The sequence below is a fragment of the uncultured Flavobacterium sp. genome, assembly GCF_963974175.1.
In the GTDB taxonomy this organism is placed as follows: Bacteria; Bacteroidota; Bacteroidia; order Flavobacteriales; family Flavobacteriaceae; genus Flavobacterium.
On record NZ_CAXBBR010000004.1, the window covers coordinates 174,790 to 192,001 of the forward strand.

General features: G+C 33.2%; 15 protein-coding genes. 13 read left to right on the forward strand and 2 right to left on the reverse strand.

Annotated elements, in window-relative coordinates; all coding sequences use genetic code 11:
* The first annotated feature begins 46 nt into the window (after positions 1-46).
* The 4 genes from AAC069_RS08155 (at position 47) to AAC069_RS08170 (ending at position 6,582) form a co-directional block, all read left to right on the forward strand.
* A complete protein-coding gene (locus AAC069_RS08155; protein WP_339919981.1) occupies positions 47-3,199 on the forward strand; it encodes a carboxypeptidase regulatory-like domain-containing protein in 3,153 nt (1,050 codons plus the stop codon).
* A gap of 126 nt (positions 3,200-3,325) precedes the next feature.
* The gene (locus AAC069_RS08160) at positions 3,326-3,799 is read left to right on the forward strand and encodes a DUF6495 family protein (protein WP_339919982.1); all 474 of its coding nucleotides are present in this window, start codon (positions 3,326-3,328) and stop codon (positions 3,797-3,799) included.
* Between the two features lie 76 nt (positions 3,800-3,875).
* Positions 3,876-5,879, forward strand: a complete 2,004-nt coding sequence (gene ligA / locus AAC069_RS08165) for an NAD-dependent DNA ligase LigA (RefSeq protein ID WP_339919983.1) — start codon at positions 3,876-3,878, stop codon at positions 5,877-5,879.
* Positions 5,869-6,582: a hypothetical protein gene (locus AAC069_RS08170; RefSeq protein ID WP_339919984.1), complete on the forward strand. Its 714-nt coding sequence runs from the start codon at positions 5,869-5,871 to the stop codon at positions 6,580-6,582. Before ligA ends, AAC069_RS08170 begins: the two co-directional genes overlap by 11 nt.
* On the opposite strand, the gene AAC069_RS08175 is transcribed toward AAC069_RS08170, so the two are convergent.
* Both AAC069_RS08175 and AAC069_RS08180 read right to left on the reverse strand, forming a co-directional pair.
* Complete coding sequence (locus tag AAC069_RS08175) at positions 6,568-7,479, reverse strand: metallophosphatase (protein ID WP_339919985.1); 912 nt, start codon at positions 7,477-7,479, stop codon at positions 6,568-6,570. The genes AAC069_RS08170 and AAC069_RS08175 overlap by 15 nt on opposite strands.
* 120 nt (positions 7,480-7,599) lie before the next feature.
* Positions 7,600-8,379 (reverse strand): 5'-nucleotidase, encoded by a 780-nt coding sequence (locus AAC069_RS08180; protein ID WP_339919986.1) that lies wholly within the window; start codon positions 8,377-8,379, stop codon positions 7,600-7,602.
* 47 nt (positions 8,380-8,426) lie between these two features.
* Here AAC069_RS08180 and AAC069_RS08185 point away from each other — a divergent pair, with 47 nt between their 5' ends.
* The 9 genes from AAC069_RS08185 (at position 8,427) to AAC069_RS08225 (ending at position 17,096) form a co-directional block, all read left to right on the forward strand.
* Positions 8,427-8,945, forward strand: a complete 519-nt coding sequence (locus AAC069_RS08185; RefSeq protein WP_339919987.1) for a hypothetical protein — start codon at positions 8,427-8,429, stop codon at positions 8,943-8,945.
* A gap of 6 nt (positions 8,946-8,951) precedes the next feature.
* Complete coding sequence (dapA, locus tag AAC069_RS08190) at positions 8,952-9,833, forward strand: 4-hydroxy-tetrahydrodipicolinate synthase (protein ID WP_091089829.1); 882 nt, start codon at positions 8,952-8,954, stop codon at positions 9,831-9,833.
* A gap of 137 nt (positions 9,834-9,970) precedes the next feature.
* Positions 9,971-10,765, forward strand: coding sequence for an outer membrane protein assembly factor BamD (bamD, locus tag AAC069_RS08195; RefSeq protein ID WP_339919988.1), 795 nt, complete (start codon positions 9,971-9,973; stop codon positions 10,763-10,765).
* An 8-nt stretch (positions 10,766-10,773) separates the two neighbouring features.
* A complete protein-coding gene (locus AAC069_RS08200) occupies positions 10,774-11,091 on the forward strand; it encodes a DNA-directed RNA polymerase subunit omega (protein ID WP_026709525.1) in 318 nt (105 codons plus the stop codon).
* Between the two features lie 7 nt (positions 11,092-11,098).
* Positions 11,099-12,310, forward strand: coding sequence for a bifunctional phosphopantothenoylcysteine decarboxylase/phosphopantothenate--cysteine ligase CoaBC (gene coaBC / locus AAC069_RS08205; protein ID WP_339919989.1), 1,212 nt, complete (start codon positions 11,099-11,101; stop codon positions 12,308-12,310).
* Entirely contained in the window at positions 12,303-13,187 is an 885-nt protein-coding gene (locus AAC069_RS08210; RefSeq protein WP_339919990.1) for a DUF4835 family protein, read from the forward strand. Before coaBC ends, AAC069_RS08210 begins: the two co-directional genes overlap by 8 nt.
* Positions 13,188-13,241: 54 nt before the next feature.
* Positions 13,242-14,894 carry a DNA repair protein RecN gene (gene recN / locus AAC069_RS08215; protein WP_339919991.1) on the forward strand — a complete coding sequence of 551 codons (1,653 nt, stop codon included), beginning with the start codon at positions 13,242-13,244 and terminating at the stop codon, positions 14,892-14,894.
* 92 nt (positions 14,895-14,986) lie between these two features.
* Positions 14,987-16,177, forward strand: coding sequence for an enoyl-ACP reductase FabV (fabV, locus tag AAC069_RS08220; RefSeq protein ID WP_339919992.1), 1,191 nt, complete (start codon positions 14,987-14,989; stop codon positions 16,175-16,177).
* Between the two features lie 112 nt (positions 16,178-16,289).
* Positions 16,290-17,096 carry an SDR family oxidoreductase gene (locus AAC069_RS08225; protein ID WP_339919993.1) on the forward strand — a complete coding sequence of 269 codons (807 nt, stop codon included), beginning with the start codon at positions 16,290-16,292 and terminating at the stop codon, positions 17,094-17,096.
* The last annotated feature ends 116 nt before the right edge of the window (positions 17,097-17,212 follow it).

Below are 17,212 nucleotides of genomic sequence, written 5' to 3' on the forward strand. Positions count from 1 at the left end.
TTTTTTTTTGTCTATTTTTGCCGAATATAAACACATACTTAACAAGATGAAAAAAATTATTACTTTATTGTTCTTTGTTTTTGGACTACATGCAATGATAGCTCAAAGTACAACTTCCAGTATAAAAGGAACCGTAAAAAGTTCAGACACGGAGCTACTTCCAGGTGCCTCCATTTTAGCAATTCATACCCCAACAGGAACTAAGTATTCTGCATTGTCAAATGCAGAAGGTAGGTTTAGTATGTTAAATATGAGGGTTGGAGGACCATACAAAGTTGTGGTTACTTTTATTGGATTTCAAACTCAGGAAATCAACGATGTATTCCTTGAATTAGGTAAACCTTTTAGTTTAGACGTTATGTTGAAAGACGAAAGTCAACAATTAAACGAAGTTAAAATTACAGGTACTAAAAACAAGGTTTTTGCAGGTGGTAGAACCGGTGCAGAAACTACCATTGGTAGAAAAGAATTAACTTCTTTACCATCTATTTCAAGATCAGCTGAAGACTTTACACGTTTAGAGCCTTCTGCAAGTGGAGGATCTTTTGGAGGTAGAAATGATCAATATAACAATTACTCTTTGAATGGTGCCGTTTTTAATAATCCTTTCGGATTAGATGCTGCTACTCCAGGAGGACAAACCGGTTCTCAACCAATTTCTCTTGATGCAATTGAGCAAATTCAAGTTGCGACTGCACCATATGACGTAACACTATCTGGATTTACAGGAGCTTCTGTAAACGCAGTTACAAAATCAGGTACTAATGAATTTCATGGTACAGCTTATGCTTTTTTCAGAAATCAAGATCTAACGGGTAGTAAGGTTAGAGGAGAGAAAATATTTGTACCAGCATTAGAGCAAACTCAAGCAGGTGTTAGTATTGGAGGTCCAATTGTGAAAAACAAATTATTCTTTTTTGCTAATTATGAAATTGATAAAAGAAGTGACTCAGGTTCAAATTTTGTTGCAAACGACGGGAATGGAACAACAGACGTAAATGAATCTAGAGTTTTAGCTACTGACTTAATGCATGTTTCGACTGAATTAGGTAAGTTAGGTTACAATACAGGTGCTTACCAAGGGTTTACACATAATTCTGATTCTAATAAAGGAATTGTTAAATTCGACTGGAACATAAATGACAATCATAAATTGGCTGTTATTTATAATTTTCTTGATGCCTCTAAAGATAAGCTTGCGCACCCTACAGCAATCCTTCGTAGAGGACCGGATGCCACTACTTTACAATTTGCAAATTCAGGATACCAAATCAACAATAAAATTAGTTCGTTCTTAGTAGAATTGAACTCAAAATTTAGTGAAGTAGTAACTAATAAATTACAAGCTGGTTATACTCATTTTGATGATTATAGAAAACCATTTTCTTCACCAGCTCCGGTAATAAGTATTACAAAAGATGGTTCTCCTTATATTATTGCAGGACATGAGCCGTTCTCTATTAATAATAAACTAGATCAAAAAGTAATTCAAATTACTGATAATTTGAATATTGTAAAAGGTAATCACACATATACAGCAGGTTTTTCATTCGAAAAATTCATGTTTAAAAACTCATTCAATCTTAAAGGTTATGGTTTTGACGTGTTTGGTACTACTGACTTAGCTGGATTTGATACTAATATTGCTAGTGGTTATTATGCTCAAGCAATTGCAGATGCACAAAATACATTCAATACTAAAAATGCTTTAGCTGACGGTGTAAACGGAGGTTGGAACCTGGCAGAATTAAATGTTGGTCAGGTAGCATTATATGTTCAGGATGAATGGAATATAAATGATAACTTTAAATTAATCTATGGATTAAGAGCTGATAAACCATTGTATTTTAATACTTCAGACTTAGCACAAAAGTTTATCGATACTGAAAATTCAGAAGGATATTTGCCAAATATTGATTATTACAATCCTAAAGATGGTAGTGTGGTTCGTTTTGATTCTACAAAAATGCCAAACAACGACATACTTTGGTCACCTAGAGCCGGTTTTAACTGGGATATTACAGGAGACAAAACTAAACAACTTCGTGGAGGAACTGGTATTTTCACAGGAAGACTTCCTTTTGTTTGGATTGGAAATCAAGTAGGTGGTTCAGATCCTTTTTTCTACCAAGTAGTTAATCCGGACTTTAAATTTCCACAGGTTTGGAGAACGAGTTTAGGATACGATCATAAATTCGAGAATAATTATATCGTGACCGTTGATGCGTCATACAATAAAGATATAAATGGAGTTCAAGTTCAAAATTGGGGTTTAAAAAAACCAACAAGCCAATTAGTTGGTGCTGATAATAGAGCAATTTATGGTGCTAATGACCAAGGTACTTGGACTGATTATGGTTTTCCTGTTCCTACAAATGGTTATGTATTGACTAACACAAATAAAGGAAGCGCATTTAATACTTCGATTAAAATACAAAAGAATTTTGATAATGGTTTGTTTGCTAGTTTAGGGTATAACTATTTAAAATCATTAGATGTAAATTCTATTGAAGCTGAAATTGCTGGTGATGCTTTTGCTTTTAATCCTGCTTTAGGAAATGTAAATGATGCTACTTTATCTAATTCTAAATATGGTGATAAAAATCGTTTCATTGGTGTAGCTTCAAAAAAATGGAGATATGGTAATGACAAATGGTCTACTACTATTTCTACTTTCTTCGAGTATGCACAAGGAGGTCGTTTCAACTATACTTATGGTGGAGATATTAATAATGATGGTGCAAGTGGAAATGATTTAATTTACATACCTACCACTGCTGAGATTAGTACTATGATTTTTTCTGGTGCTGGACAAGGGGCGGCATTTGATAAATTCATTAGTCAAGATGATTACATGAGCGGAAGAAGAGGTCAGTATGTAGAACGTTATGGTGCTTTAGCTCCATGGAGAGGAAAATGGGATGTTAAATTTATACAAGATTATAACTTTAAAGTTTCAGGAGATAAGACGAATACAATTCAATTTAGTGTTGATGTATTAAACATAGGAAATCTTCTTAATTCTGATTGGGGATTAGTTCAGAACCCTACAAGTGTACAGCCTATTGGAGTTTCTGTTGATCAAACAACAAAAATACCGACCTATACTTTTAGTGGTACTCAAACTAAAACGTTCAATTACGATGCTAGTTTATTGTCAAGATGGCAAGCACAGTTTGGACTTAGATATATATTCTAAGCTCATTTAATAAATAAATTTAGAAAAGCCTTCTTGAAAAAGAAGGCTTTTCTGTTTTTAAATTTTAAATTTGCCACCGAATTAAAATAGTAAATGCTTTGCGCCTTTATAGCAAAAATAAATTTCATGAAATATACAAGATTAACTAAAGAACAATTTGAAGAATTAAATCAAGAATTCAGCACTTTTTTAGCAACTCAAACAATTGACAAAGCGGAATGGGATACAATCAAAGCGGATAAACCGGAGGTTGCTGAACAGGAACTAGACGTTTTTTCTGACTTAGTTTGGGAAGGAGTTTTGACACGAGCTGAATATTTAGAGCATTTTTCAAAAAACCATATTTTTCTTTTTCAGAGTTTCGACACGCATGTACGGTCTATTGTTTTAAAATCATTAGTTCCTGAAGTAGATTTTTTAACTAAAGAAGGATTGCAATGGCTTAGTGATAATATGTTTACCGAGACAATCGAAATGAAAGTAGGTAAAAAGGAGTTTACTGAAGAGCGTAATACTTCTATTTTTGCATTGATACAGCAGGGTGCTTTTTTAAGTGATGGGCAGTTATATAAGCAAATAAATTCAATTATAGAATCATAATTATTCTTGATATTTCCTTTAAATTGGCTATTTTAGTACACGATTTTCAAATACTAAAATAGCCAATATTTTTTCTATGGATGTTCAAAATACGATTCAAAAATTAAGGGACGAATTAGACCAATACAATTATAATTATTATGTGTTGGACACGCCAACCATTTCTGACTATGATTTTGATATAAAACTAAAACAGCTTCAAGATTTAGAGAATAAACATCCTGAATATTTTGATGAAAATTCACCTAGTCAACGAGTAGGAGGAGCGATCACCAAAAATTTTAAAACGGTCCCTCATGAATACAGAATGTACTCTTTGGATAATTCTTATTCTAAGGAGGATTTAATCGAGTGGGAAAAGCGCGTGCAAAAAGTGTTAGGCGAAGTTCCACTAGAATATACCTGCGAATTAAAATATGACGGAGCATCAATTAGCATCACTTATGAGAACGGAAAGCTTACAAGAGCCGTTACTAGAGGAGATGGGTTTCAAGGGGATGACGTTACTAATAATATCAAAACTATAAAATCAATTCCGCTACAGCTAAAAGGTGATTTTCCCGATAAATTTGATGTACGAGGAGAGATTATATTGCCTTTTGCCGGATTCGAAAAAATGAATCAGGATTTAATAGAAATTGGAGAAACTCCTTATTCTAACCCAAGAAATACTGCCTCTGGAAGTTTAAAGCTACAAGACAGTGCTGAAGTTGCCAAAAGACCATTAGATTGCCTTTTGTATTTTTTAATTGGAAACAACCTTCCTTTTGCGACACAGTATGATGGCTTAGAAGCAGCTAGAAAATGGGGGTTTAAAGTTCCCAAAGAAGCGAAGCTCGCTCTTAGTTTAGAAGAAGTTTTTAAGTACATTGATTTTTGGGATATACATAGACACGAGTTGCCTTATGAGACAGACGGGGTAGTGGTAAAAGTAAATCGCTTTCAATATCAGGATGAACTAGGCTATACTGCTAAATCTCCACGTTGGGCAATGGCTTACAAGTTCAAATCTGAACAGGTTTCAACCAGATTAAATTCCATTTCTTATCAGGTAGGAAGAACGGGTGCGATTACACCTGTTGCAAATTTGGAACCGGTACAGTTAGCTGGTACAATTGTTAAACGTGCTTCCCTTTACAATGCTGACCAAATCGAAAAACTAGATATTCGATTGGGAGATATTGTATTTGTTGAAAAAGGAGGAGAGATTATCCCTAAAATTATAGCGGTCGATTTAAGCAAGCGTTCTGAAAATTCAGAACCAACAAAATACATTACACATTGTCCAGAATGCCACACGGAGTTAATTAAAAATGAAGGAGAAGTAAATCACTACTGCCCTAATTTTTATGGTTGTCCACCGCAAATTATTGGACGCATCCAACATTTTATTTCGAGAAAGGCAATGGATATTGAAGGACTCGGAGGTGAAACTGTAGCATTGTTATTTAATAATGGTTTGGTGCATAATTATGCTGATTTGTATCAATTGACCGTAGAAGAAATTCTTCCATTGGAACGTATGGCACAAAAGTCAGCCGATAATCTGGTTAAGGGAGTGGAGAATTCAAAAAGCATCCCATTTGAACGTGTTTTATATGCGCTAGGAATCCGATATGTCGGCGAGACAGTAGCTAAGAAATTAGCGAAGCATTATAAAAATATTGATGCGTTGAGTCAGGCAACGTTAATGGATTTGGTTTTAGTTGATGAAATTGGTGAGAAAATAGCTAAAAGTGTCCTGGAATTTTTTGAAAATGAAGAAAATAGAATCATCATTGACAGATTGAAGAATTTCGGAATCCAATTTGAAATTATTGAAAACATAAACCCTAATGCAACTGACAAGCTTGGTGGGAAAGTATTTGTGGTATCCGGTGTTTTCCAACAGTTCTCTAGAGACGAATTGAAAAAAGCAATTGAAGAAAATGGAGGGAAAGTAGGTAGTTCTATTTCTGCCAAAACAAATTATGTAGTAGCTGGTGATAATATGGGACCTGCCAAATTGGAAAAAGCCAACAAACTTAATATTCCAATTCTATCTGAAGATGACTTTATGATTCTGATAAATGAAAATTAATATAGGAAAAATAAAGGTCCGAGGTTTCGATAAGGATATTGAAAAAGTGTTAATTATACTCTATTTCTTTACTGGAATAATTGAGATCACTTTCCAGATGTACATGGACATTTATTTTCAATATTTTATAAAACCAGTAGAGTTTTTACTATTATTAGCATTGTATAGTTATACTTCTTCTCTAAAAAACCCGCTCTATTTTATTAATCTTTTATTTCTACTAATTGGAAGAATGTTTTTTATATCAAATGAAATAGGAGTAGTGCGTTATGCTTTAATTTTTGTTTTTTTTCACCGTATCATTGAGATATATTATGTTGCTAAGTTAACCCGTATTAATGATTATATTCCACCCACCTTAGCTTCGATACCTTTCCTGTTTTATTTTTTGTATTTGGTGTCAATTCCTGATAATGTAATGGTACAAAGTTATATTAGTTTAATTATTCAGATTGTCTTAATTGCAGCACTGAGCGGAATTGTACTATCAAACTATTTATCAGCTAATAATAAAAAAGACGTCTGGTTGCTTATTTTTGGAATTATGTCATTAACCCAGACTTTCGTCGTCTTTATTGAAAAATTTTATTTATCAGATTTAAAATTAATAAGTTTAAGACCATTGGCTTTATTTCTAAATAGTATAGTTTGTTTTTCTTTTTATAAGTTTGTTATAAATAATGAGCGGTTAAACAACGATTGATTTTCCTTCAGATGCTTTTCTTTTATTCGAATCGAAATAAAAGTCAATTCGGCCTAGGTTGATTCCATAACAGCCTACTTGATTGACTAAAACGTCATTTCCTGATCTGTTTTTCACAATTGTTGGCTTATCTAGAAAAGTATGTGTGTGTCCACCTATTATCAAATCGATATCTTCTGTAAGGGCAGCAAGTTTCAAATCACAAATTTTATTAGGCTCATTTTTATAATTATAACCAAGATGTGAAAGACAAACAACTAAGTCGCATTTTTGTTCCTTTTTTAAAATCCGAACCATTTCTTGAGCTGTTTCAACAGGATTGTTATAAACAGTTTCTTGATACATTTTTTTGTCAACTAAACCGTCAAGTTCAATCCCAATTCCAAAAACGCCAACCTTAATTCCATTTTTATTGAAAACTTTATACGGTTTAACTAAGCCGTCCATCATGGTGTTTTTGAAATCATAATTCGCAGATAAGAATTCAAATTTAGCATGAGGCATTTGTGCATATAAACCCTCGATACCATTATCAAAATCATGATTTCCTATGGTAGAGGCATCATATTGCATCATACTCATCAGTTTAAATTCTAGTTCACCTCCATAATAATTAAAATAAGGTGTGCCTTGAAAAATATCACCAGCATCGAGCAGTAAAACATTGGTATCCTCTTTTCTAATGTTTTCAATCAGTGACGCCCTTCTGGCCACGCCGCCCATATTCGTATTGCGAGGGTCATCAGCAGGAAAAGGATCAATATGACTGTGCACATCATTAGTATGAAGAATAGTTATTTTTGTTACTTCGACCGTTTTGAAACTACTTAATGATAAACCTAAGCCCAACATTGCTGTACTTGCGGCAGTTTTTTCTATAAAATCTCTTCTTTTCATCTGTTTGATTTTGGAGCTATTTCCCGCTTTCTGTTACAATCTTTTTATTTTTAAAGATAAAATAAAAAGGATTTTCACTTCAATCGGGGCTAAAGTCTATTGGAATTAATAATTTTCAAATTACTCAATCGTAATTCGATTGTCTTGAGTTGATCTAATCGTATCTGTTTCTTTAAAATAATCAATCAAGATGTTTCTCAATTTGTAATTGAGATCATAAGTAGCAGTTCCTTTTTTGAAGAAATTCATGCTATCTCCACCGTTAGCAAGATAATCATTGGTCCCAACATAATATACTTTGTCTTTTTCAACCGTTTTACCTTGTACTAAAATATTTTTTGGAAGTTTGTTTTTATCAATAGTAAAGGTCAATCCAGCAAGAGGATGTGGTTGTTTTTCGGTCAAAAAATAGTCTACCATTTCTAGTATTTGCTCTCCTTTTAAGGCTATTACAACCATTGTGTTTTCAAATGGCATGATTTGAAACGCCGTTCTTGTAGTTACACTACCTAATGGCAGTATCGCTCTAATCCCTCCATTGTTGAGCAAACAAATATCGATTGTTTTGTTTTCACGAGTTTTAAAAACTATATTTCCTCGTTTTAAAGTAACATCTGCCATAAGATTACCAATAGTACTTTGGTAATTAATTGCTTTTTTGTCTAAAGTAATAGGGCAATACGATAAAACGCTATCTAAGTCTTTATTGATATGTTCTCTGAACGGTTTAATAAAGTTTTCTATTTCAGTTACTTGATTTTCTTTTTCGGTAATTGGAATTTGTTTCCCTTCAATTTTGGTCAGATGGACAACTTTGTCGCTGCAAGAAAGAAATAAAAAAAATGTTAAGAATATAACAAAAAGTTTGAAAACATCGTTATACTTTTTTAGATTTACCATTTGTTATGGGACTTAATTAATTAATTTTGTAAAACAGTAAAAATAGAATGTTTTTAAATTATATAAAAGAATTTTCTGTAAAAAAAATATTAAAAAACAGTTTGCAAAATGTTAAAGGCAAGTCGGTTTCTGGAATAATCAAAACAGTTGGCGTAGTTATAGATCAACGTCATTTTTCAGAAACAAAAGCTTTTATAAACGAGTTAATTGCTAATGGTATTTTAGAAGAAAATATAGAGGTTATTGTTTATCGAGAGGCATCAAAAAAAAGCACAAACAATGTACGAGCTACCTTTAGTTCAAAACATTTAAAGTGGAATGCAGAAATAGATAATCCCGCTGTTAATGATTTTATAAACAAGGAATTTGATTTGTTAATTAGTTATTATGATGTTGAAAAGACAATTTTACTAATTGTGACTCATAATTCTAAGGCTCATTTTAAAGTTGGTTTTTCAGCTATTGATAAAAGATTAAACAATTTGATGATCAATACCAATGGTGAGAATTACAAGGTTTTTACTCATGAATTATTTAGGTACTTAAAAATATTAAACAAAATATAATTTAACATGCAAGCATTAATAGGAACTGGTGTTGCTCTTGTGACCCCATTTAAAGCAGATTTCTCAGTTGATACGGAAGCATTGTGCAGAATCGTAAACTTTTCTATAGATGGAGGGATTGAATATCTTGTAATTCTGGGAACAACAGCAGAGAACGCCACACTATCTCAAGACGAAAAGGAGTTGGTTATCAAAACAGTGGTTGACTGTAATAAAGGACGATTGCCTTTAGTGTTAGGAGTAGGAGGAAACGATACTAGAAGGATTGTTGAAGAATTAAAGACCAGAGATTTTTCTGATTTTATTGCTATACTTTCAGTTTCTCCATTTTACAATAAACCAACTCAAGAAGGAATATACCAACATTTTAAAGCTATTTCTGAAGCTTCGCCAATACCTGTGATTATTTATAATGTTCCGGGAAGAACATCAAGTAATATGTTGCCAAAAACTGTATTGCGTTTAGCTAATGATTTTGAAAACATCGTTGCTGTAAAAGAAGCAGCAGGTGATATCGTTCAGGCGATGCAAATATTGAAAGATAAACCGAAAGACTTTTTAGTAATTTCTGGAGATGATATGATCGCTTTACCAATGGTTTTAGCGGGCGGTGCAGGTGTTATTTCTGTAATTGGGCAAGGTTTTCCGAAAGAATTTTCTGAAATGATTCGATTAGGATTGAATCGTAAGGTAGATGACGCATTTAAATTACAGTACATCCTGTCTGATTGTATTGATATGATTTTTGAACAGGGTAATCCTGCTGGAATCAAACAAGTGTTTGAGGCACTGGGAATAGCAGATAGTTTTGTGCGCTTACCGCTAGTTCAGGTTGATGAATCTTTATCGCAAAGAATAGCTCAATTTGTTAAAAATACGGTTAAATAAGTACGAAAAGTGTCGCTTATTTTTAAGCAAAGAAATATTTTGTAGTAGCTAAATTAATAACTAAATTTGCCACCGAAACTTCGGTATGATTTTTTGTGGGTTATGCGTGGCCCATAAGTCAAATAAAATAAATAAAAATGAAAAAAATTATATCTCTATTGCTTCTTGTTGTTCTTTTTACTTCATGTAATGAATATCAAAAAGCATTGAAAAACGATGATGTAGCCGCGAAATTTGAAATGGGTACTAAATTATATGAAGCTGGGAAATACACAAAAGCGATACGCCTTTTTGAACAAATTGCGCCAGCTTACAGAGGAAAACCTCAGGCTGAAAAGTTGTTTTACATGTTTGCACAGTCGTATTATAAAACAAAACAGTATTATTTAGCTGGTTATCAGTTTGAAAGTTTCGTTTCAGGGTATCCTAAGAGTGAAAAAGTACAGGAAGCTGCTTATTTAGGACCAAAAAGCTACTCGATGTTATCACCGGTGTACAGCTTAGATCAAACGGACACTTTTAAAGCGATAGATAAATTACAGAACTTCATCGATACCTATCCTAATTCGGAGTATTTAGGTGAGGCGAATGAAACAGTAAGGGTTTTACGTGAAAAAATAGAGAAAAAGGTATACGAAAATGCCAAAGGATACAATACAATCTCAGATTTTAAATCAGCAATTGTAGCTTTAGATAATTTTATCGTTGATTATCCTGGGACACCATATAAAGAAGATGCATTGTTTTATAAGTTTGATTCTGCGTACCAACTTGGAATTAATAGTGTTGAAACTAAAATGGAAGAACGTTTGAATATTGCGAAAACAGCATATTCAAGTTTGATTAAATTTGATGCAGAAACAAAATATAAAGAAAAAGCGAACTTAATGTTAGCTCGAATTGAACAAGATTTACAAAAATTTACTAAATAAATAAAGTCATGGATTTAAAAAAGACGAATGCTCCAGTAAATACAATAACATACAATAAAACTGTTATTGAAGAACCTACTGGAAACGTGTATGAAGCGATAACCATTATGGCTAAAAGAGCAAATCAAATCAATTCTGAAATTAAAAAAGAATTGACTGAGAAATTGGAAGAGTTTGCTACATATAATGATAGTCTTGAAGAAGTTTTTGAAAACAAAGAACAAATTGAGGTTTCAAAATTCTATGAAAAATTGCCAAAGCCACACGCTTTAGCTGTTCAAGAATGGTTAGACGGTAAAATTTACCACAGAGATTCAAATAAATAAAAGTACAATGTCAGTTTTAAGCGGAAAGAAAGTTTTACTAGGAATTTCTGGTGGAATTGCCGCCTATAAAACAGCGTCTTTAGTACGACTTTTCATAAAAGCAGGTGCACATGTCCAAGTGATAATGACACCTGCTTCTAAGGATTTTGTAACTCCTCTTACATTATCCACCCTGTCTAAAAACCCAGTGCATTCCACTTTCTTCAATCAAGACGATGAGAACGAAAAATGGAATAATCATGTTGAGTTAGGGCTGTGGGCTGATATAATGGTTGTCGCTCCGGCGACTGCAAATACCTTGTCAAAGATGGCAAACGGTACTTGCGACAACCTTCTAATTGCTACTTATCTATCTGCAAAGTGTCCTGTTTTTTTTGCCCCTGCAATGGATTTAGACATGTACAAGCACCCATCTACAATTGCTAGTTTTAAGTCATTACACGAATTTGGAAATACTATAATTCCTGCTGAAAGTGGTGAATTAGCAAGTGGTCTTTCAGGTGAAGGAAGAATGGCAGAACCCGAGAATATTATTCGGTTTCTGGAAGCTGATTTAGAAAGTAAATTACCTCTCAAAGGAAAAAAAATACTTATAACTGCTGGTCCAACATATGAGGCAATAGACCCGGTACGTTTTATAGGGAATCATTCTTCCGGTAAAATGGGATTTGATATTGCTAAAAGTGCGGCTAATTTAGGTGCTTCAGTGATTTTAGTTGCAGGACCTACAAATTTTACAGTAAGTCATTCGCTAATTCAAGTGGTTAACGTCGTTTCTGCTCAGGAGATGTATGAAGCATGTCATCAATATTTTGACGAGGTAGACGTTGCGATTGCTGCCGCTGCAGTAGCGGATTATAAGCCTAAAAATGTGGCTACCCAAAAAATTAAAAAAGCCGCTGATAATTTTGTGATTGAACTCGAAAAAACAAAAGACATATTAGCTTCATTGGGAAATATAAAGAAAAATCAGTTTTTAATTGGGTTTGCTTTAGAAACAGAAAATGAAATTGAAAATGCAAAGGGTAAAATCCAGAAAAAAAACTTAGATTTGATTGTTTTAAATTCTTTACAAGATCAAGGAGCAGGTTTTGGAAAACCAACCAATAAAGTTACCTTTATCGATAAGAATTTTAATATTGAACCGATGGAACTGAAATCGAAAGAAGCCGTTGCCGACGATATATTAAATAAAGTAATAGCAAATTTTTATGAATAAGATATTTACCTTTTTCTTACTACTATCAGTTGGGCTGCTTCAAGCACAGCAGTTAAATTGTACTGTAACGGTAAATTCAGATAAGTTAGGGAATGCTAATCTACAGGTTTTTAAAACCTTGGAAACATCCCTGAATGAATTTGTGAATAAAACAGATTGGACGGGGCAGACATTAAAGCAAAACGAAAAAATTAATTGTTCGATGTTTGTTACTATTTTATCAAACAATTCCGATCAGTTTACCGCAACCTTACAAGTACAATCATCAAGACCAATATTTAATTCTTCTTATTCGTCACCAATTCTAAACTATAATGATAAGGATTTTAGTTTCAGATACACTGAATTTGAGAATTTACTTTTCAATCCTTCAGTATTTGAGTCTAATTTGGTTTCTGTAATTTCTTTTTATAGCTATATTATATTAGGCATGGATCAGGATACTTTTTTGCTCGAATCGGGAAATCCTAATTTTGAAATAGCACAAAATATTGCAAACGTTGCGCAACAAAGTAGTTATAAAGGATGGAGTCAGATTGATGGGAATCAAAACCGATATTTCCTTATCAATGATATGTTATCTGGATCATTTTCAGCAGTACGCAAAACGGCATTGGATTATCATTCCGGTTTAGATCTAATGTCAAAAGATTTGAAAGCGGCAAAAGAGAAGATAAAAGTATCGTTAATCGATTTAGGCAAACTAAACAGCTCTAAACCTAATGCGTTTTTGACACGTGTATTCTTCGATGCAAAATCAGATGAAGTTCTTTCCATTTTTTCAGGAGGGCCCAGTATCAGCATATCGGATTTAATTGAGAGTTTAAATAAAACTTCTCCTTTGAACTCTAGTAAATGGGAAATGATCAACTACTAAATTTATTAGTTATTTTTCATAATAAATTTAAATCTTCAATAAAACACACCGTAAATGATAACCACTCTATCGATAAAAAACTATGCTTTAATAGAAAAATTAAGTATTGATTTTTCAAAAGGATTTTCAATTATTACTGGAGAAACAGGTGCTGGTAAATCAATTATTTTGGGGGCTCTTGGTTTGGTTTTAGGAAAAAGAGCCGATTTGACTTCTTTAAAGAATAAAGAAGAAAAATGTATTATTGAAGCCCATTTTGAAATATCAAAATACAATTTGTCTCCTTTTTTCGAAAGTAATGAATTAGATTATGAAGAGGATACAATTGTAAGACGTGAAATTTTGCCTTCTGGAAAATCTAGAGCTTTTATCAATGATAGTCCAGTAAATTTGCAAGTATTGCAAGAGTTGAGTTTGTTTTTGATAGACATTCATTCGCAACAGCAAACAAGAGAATTGTCTGACGAGAATGTTCAGTTTGATATTATTGATGCTATAGCTGACAATTCAGAAAATATTCAACAATATCAGTCTCTTCTTAAAAGTTATAAAGGAGATAAAACAAAGTTAAATACTCTTATAAAAAAGCAAGGAGAATCGTTAAAAGAGCAGGAGTACCATAGTTTTTTATTAAATGAACTGGTGGAAGCAAATTTAAAATCTGGAGAACAAGAGGTGCTTGAAGATGAGTTTGAAAAGTTAAATAATGTAGAGATTATAAAAGAATCACTTGATAAATCTTTGGCTGTTGCCAATGAAGAGCAAATTGGAGTGTTGTATAATTTAAAAGAGATTAAAGTTTCTTTGCAAAAAATAGCTTCTTTCTCTACAGATTATAATTTACTCTTAGAAAGAATTTCAAGCGTAGCAATTGAGTTTGATGATATTTCAGATGAACTGAGCAGGTGTTCAGATAAATTAGTGAACGATCCAGTGCAGTTGGATTTTATTGGGCAAAAATTACAGCTTATTTATAATTTGCAAAAGAAACATCAGGTTTCTAGTATTGATGAGTTGTTGGAAATTCAAACTGAATTAGAAAATTCAGTTTTTGAGTTGGGGAATTTAGAAGCAGAAATAGAAAAACTTACGCAAACCATTCAAGAAAAAGCAGAATTGTTAGATAGTCAGGCAACAACTATTCATGATAAGCGACTAGAAGCAATTCCTGTTTTATCTCAAAAATTGATTGTTATTCTAGACACTTTAGGAATGCCTAACGTTCGGTTTGATATTCAAGTAAAACAGTCGGTAACGTATTATGCTAATGGTAAAGATGAAATTCAATTTTTATTTTCGGCCAATAAAGGAACTGATTTCGGAATACTGAAAAAAGTGGCTTCTGGTGGTGAAATGTCCAGAATAATGCTTGCCGTAAAAGCGATATTAGCGCAATATTCTAAACTTCCTACATTAATTTTTGATGAAATTGATACCGGTGTTTCTGGAGAAATTGCTATTAAAATGGGTGAGATAATGAAAGAAATGAGTAAGACCATGCAAATTTTTGCCATTACTCATTTACCGCAAATTGCAGCTAAAGGGAATGCCCATTTCAAGGTTTCAAAATCAACGGTAGGAGAGGACACACAGTCTGAATTGAAACTGTTGACTGAGGAAGAACGCATCATTGAAATTGCCCAAATGTTATCTGGAGCAGTTGTTTCAGATTCGGCTCTAAATCATGCGAAAGCCTTGCTGAACTAGTTTTTTGGGTTATATTTGTTCTATTTAGTAAGAAAAATAAAAATTATTAAAAATAAATTGAAATAGTAAATCAACGATTAAACGATATAAAAATGATTATAGAACCAAGAATGAGAGGATTTATTTGTTTGACAGCGCACCCTGATGGATGTGCACAAAACATAAAAAATCAAATTGAATATGTAAAATCAAAAGGAGCTATCAACGGTGCTAAAAAAGTATTAGTAATTGGTGCTTCGACAGGTTTTGGATTAGCTTCAAGAATTTCTAGTGCTTTTGGATCAGATGCAGCAACTATTGGTGTGTTTTTTGAAAAACCACCCACAGCTGGGAGAACAGCTTCTCCAGGTTGGTACAACTCTGCAGCTTTCGAAAAAGAAGCGCATAAAGCAGGTTTGTATGCAAAAAGTATAAACGGAGATGCTTTTTCAAACGAAGTTAAAAAACAAACATTAGACCTAATAAAAGCTGATTTAGGACAAGTAGATTTAATTATCTATAGCTTAGCGTCTCCAGTTCGTATGCATCCTACTACAGGTGTTTTACATCGTTCTGTATTGAAACCGATAGGTGGTACTTTTACCAATAAAACCGTAGATTTTCACTCTGGAAAAGTGTCAGAGATTTCAATTGAACCATCTAGTGGTGATGATATTGAAAATACAGTTGCTGTAATGGGAGGTGAAGACTGGAAAATGTGGATCGATGCCTTAAAAGCAGAAAACTTGTTGGCTCCAGGAGCGACAACTGTTGCTTATTCTTACATAGGGCCATCATTAACTGAAGCAGTTTATAGAAAAGGAACAATTGGTCGTGCTAAGGATGATTTAGAAGCTACTGCATTTACTATCACTGACAGCCTTGCTGACATTGATGGAAAAGCTTATGTTTCTGTAAACAAAGCCTTAGTAACACAAGCAAGTTCAGCTATACCGGTTATTCCTTTGTATATTTCGTTATTGTACAAAATAATGAAAGAAGAAGGTATTCATGAAGGTTGTATTGAACAAATTCAACGTTTGTACGCTGATAGATTGTTCTCAGGAAAAGAAATACCTACGGATGAAAAAGGAAGAATTCGTGTTGACGATTGGGAAATGCGTCCTGATGTTCAAGCAAAAATAGCCAAATTATGGCAAGAAGCTACTACTGAAAATTTAGCTGAACTAGGAGATTTAGAAGGATACAGAAGTGACTTTCATAACCTTTTCGGATTTGGATTTGATGGTGTAGATTATAAAGCAGAAGCAGATGAAATGGTTGGTGTTGAGAGTATTGCATAATACAAATTAACAGCAGTGAATTTTAGAAAACACTTTAATTTCATATTGGTTTATCCTTTTGAAATTAAGGTGTTTTTTCATTTTAAATCAAACACTTTAAATAGTAATCAGCATGTATAATTTATTAAAAGGAAAAAGAGGAATCATTTTCGGTGCTTTGGATGAAAACTCTATAGCTTGGAAAACAGCGGAAAGAGTTCATGAAGAGGGTGGTGTTTTTGTTCTTTCGAATGCTCCACCTTCAATACGTATGGGTTCTATTATCCAACTTGCTCAAAAAACTGGTTCGCAAGTCATAGCAGCAGATGCTACATCGGTGGCTGATTTAGAGAGTTTAGTGGATCAGGCAATTGAAATCCTTGGCGGTAAAATAGATTTTGTTTTACACTCTATCGGAATGTCTGTCAATGTTAGAAAAGGAAATCATTATACGAATCAGAATTACGAGTATACAGAAAAGGGATGGAACGTTTCTGCTGTTTCTTTTCACAAAGTAATGCAGGTATTGTATAAAAAAGACGCTATGAACGAATGGGGAAGTATTGTTGCCTTGTCTTATATGGCAGCGCAACGTGTTTTTCCGGATTACAATGATATGGCCGACAATAAAGCGTACTTGGAATCGATTGCACGTAGTTTTGGGTATTTCTTCGGAAGAGATAAAAAAGTGCGAGTAAATACTATTTCCCAATCACCAACTGCGACGAAGGCAGGTCAAGGTGTGAAGGGATTTGGTGGTTTTATCGCATTTGCTGATAAAATGGCGCCTTTAGGAAATGCAAGTGCTTTAGATTGTGCTAATTATACAGTTTCTATGTTTTCAGATTTAACAAAAATGGTCACGCTTCAAAACCTTTTACACGATGGAGGATTCTCTAATGTGGGAGTGAGTCAGGAAGTAATGGAAATGTTTGAATAACGAGAAATGGCCTACTTAAATTTTATACAAAACCATCAATTAGTAGTTGATGGTTTTTTTATTGAGATAGTATATCTTTGTTAAAAATTAGCACTAATTGTATAATTAATTCCCCT

Excerpts from the sequence above, each read along its gene's own strand:
- AAC069_RS08155 (WP_339919981.1), top strand. The coding sequence starts at position 47 with ATGAAAAAAATTATTACTTTATTGTTCTTTGTTTTTGGACTACATGCA.
- AAC069_RS08160 (WP_339919982.1), top strand. The coding sequence starts at position 3,326 with ATGAAATATACAAGATTAACTAAAGAACAATTTGAAGAATTAAATCAA.
- ligA (WP_339919983.1), top strand. The coding sequence starts at position 3,876 with ATGGATGTTCAAAATACGATTCAAAAATTAAGGGACGAATTAGACCAA.
- AAC069_RS08170 (WP_339919984.1), top strand. The coding sequence starts at position 5,869 with ATGAAAATTAATATAGGAAAAATAAAGGTCCGAGGTTTCGATAAGGAT.
- AAC069_RS08175 (WP_339919985.1), bottom strand. The coding sequence starts at position 7,479 with ATGAAAAGAAGAGATTTTATAGAAAAAACTGCCGCAAGTACAGCAATG.
- AAC069_RS08180 (WP_339919986.1), bottom strand. The coding sequence starts at position 8,379 with ATGGTAAATCTAAAAAAGTATAACGATGTTTTCAAACTTTTTGTTATA.
- AAC069_RS08185 (WP_339919987.1), top strand. The coding sequence starts at position 8,427 with ATGTTTTTAAATTATATAAAAGAATTTTCTGTAAAAAAAATATTAAAA.
- dapA (WP_091089829.1), top strand. The coding sequence starts at position 8,952 with ATGCAAGCATTAATAGGAACTGGTGTTGCTCTTGTGACCCCATTTAAA.
- bamD (WP_339919988.1), top strand. The coding sequence starts at position 9,971 with ATGAAAAAAATTATATCTCTATTGCTTCTTGTTGTTCTTTTTACTTCA.
- AAC069_RS08200 (WP_026709525.1), top strand. The coding sequence starts at position 10,774 with ATGGATTTAAAAAAGACGAATGCTCCAGTAAATACAATAACATACAAT.
- coaBC (WP_339919989.1), top strand. The coding sequence starts at position 11,099 with ATGTCAGTTTTAAGCGGAAAGAAAGTTTTACTAGGAATTTCTGGTGGA.
- AAC069_RS08210 (WP_339919990.1), top strand. The coding sequence starts at position 12,303 with ATGAATAAGATATTTACCTTTTTCTTACTACTATCAGTTGGGCTGCTT.
- recN (WP_339919991.1), top strand. The coding sequence starts at position 13,242 with ATGATAACCACTCTATCGATAAAAAACTATGCTTTAATAGAAAAATTA.
- fabV (WP_339919992.1), top strand. The coding sequence starts at position 14,987 with ATGATTATAGAACCAAGAATGAGAGGATTTATTTGTTTGACAGCGCAC.
- AAC069_RS08225 (WP_339919993.1), top strand. The coding sequence starts at position 16,290 with ATGTATAATTTATTAAAAGGAAAAAGAGGAATCATTTTCGGTGCTTTG.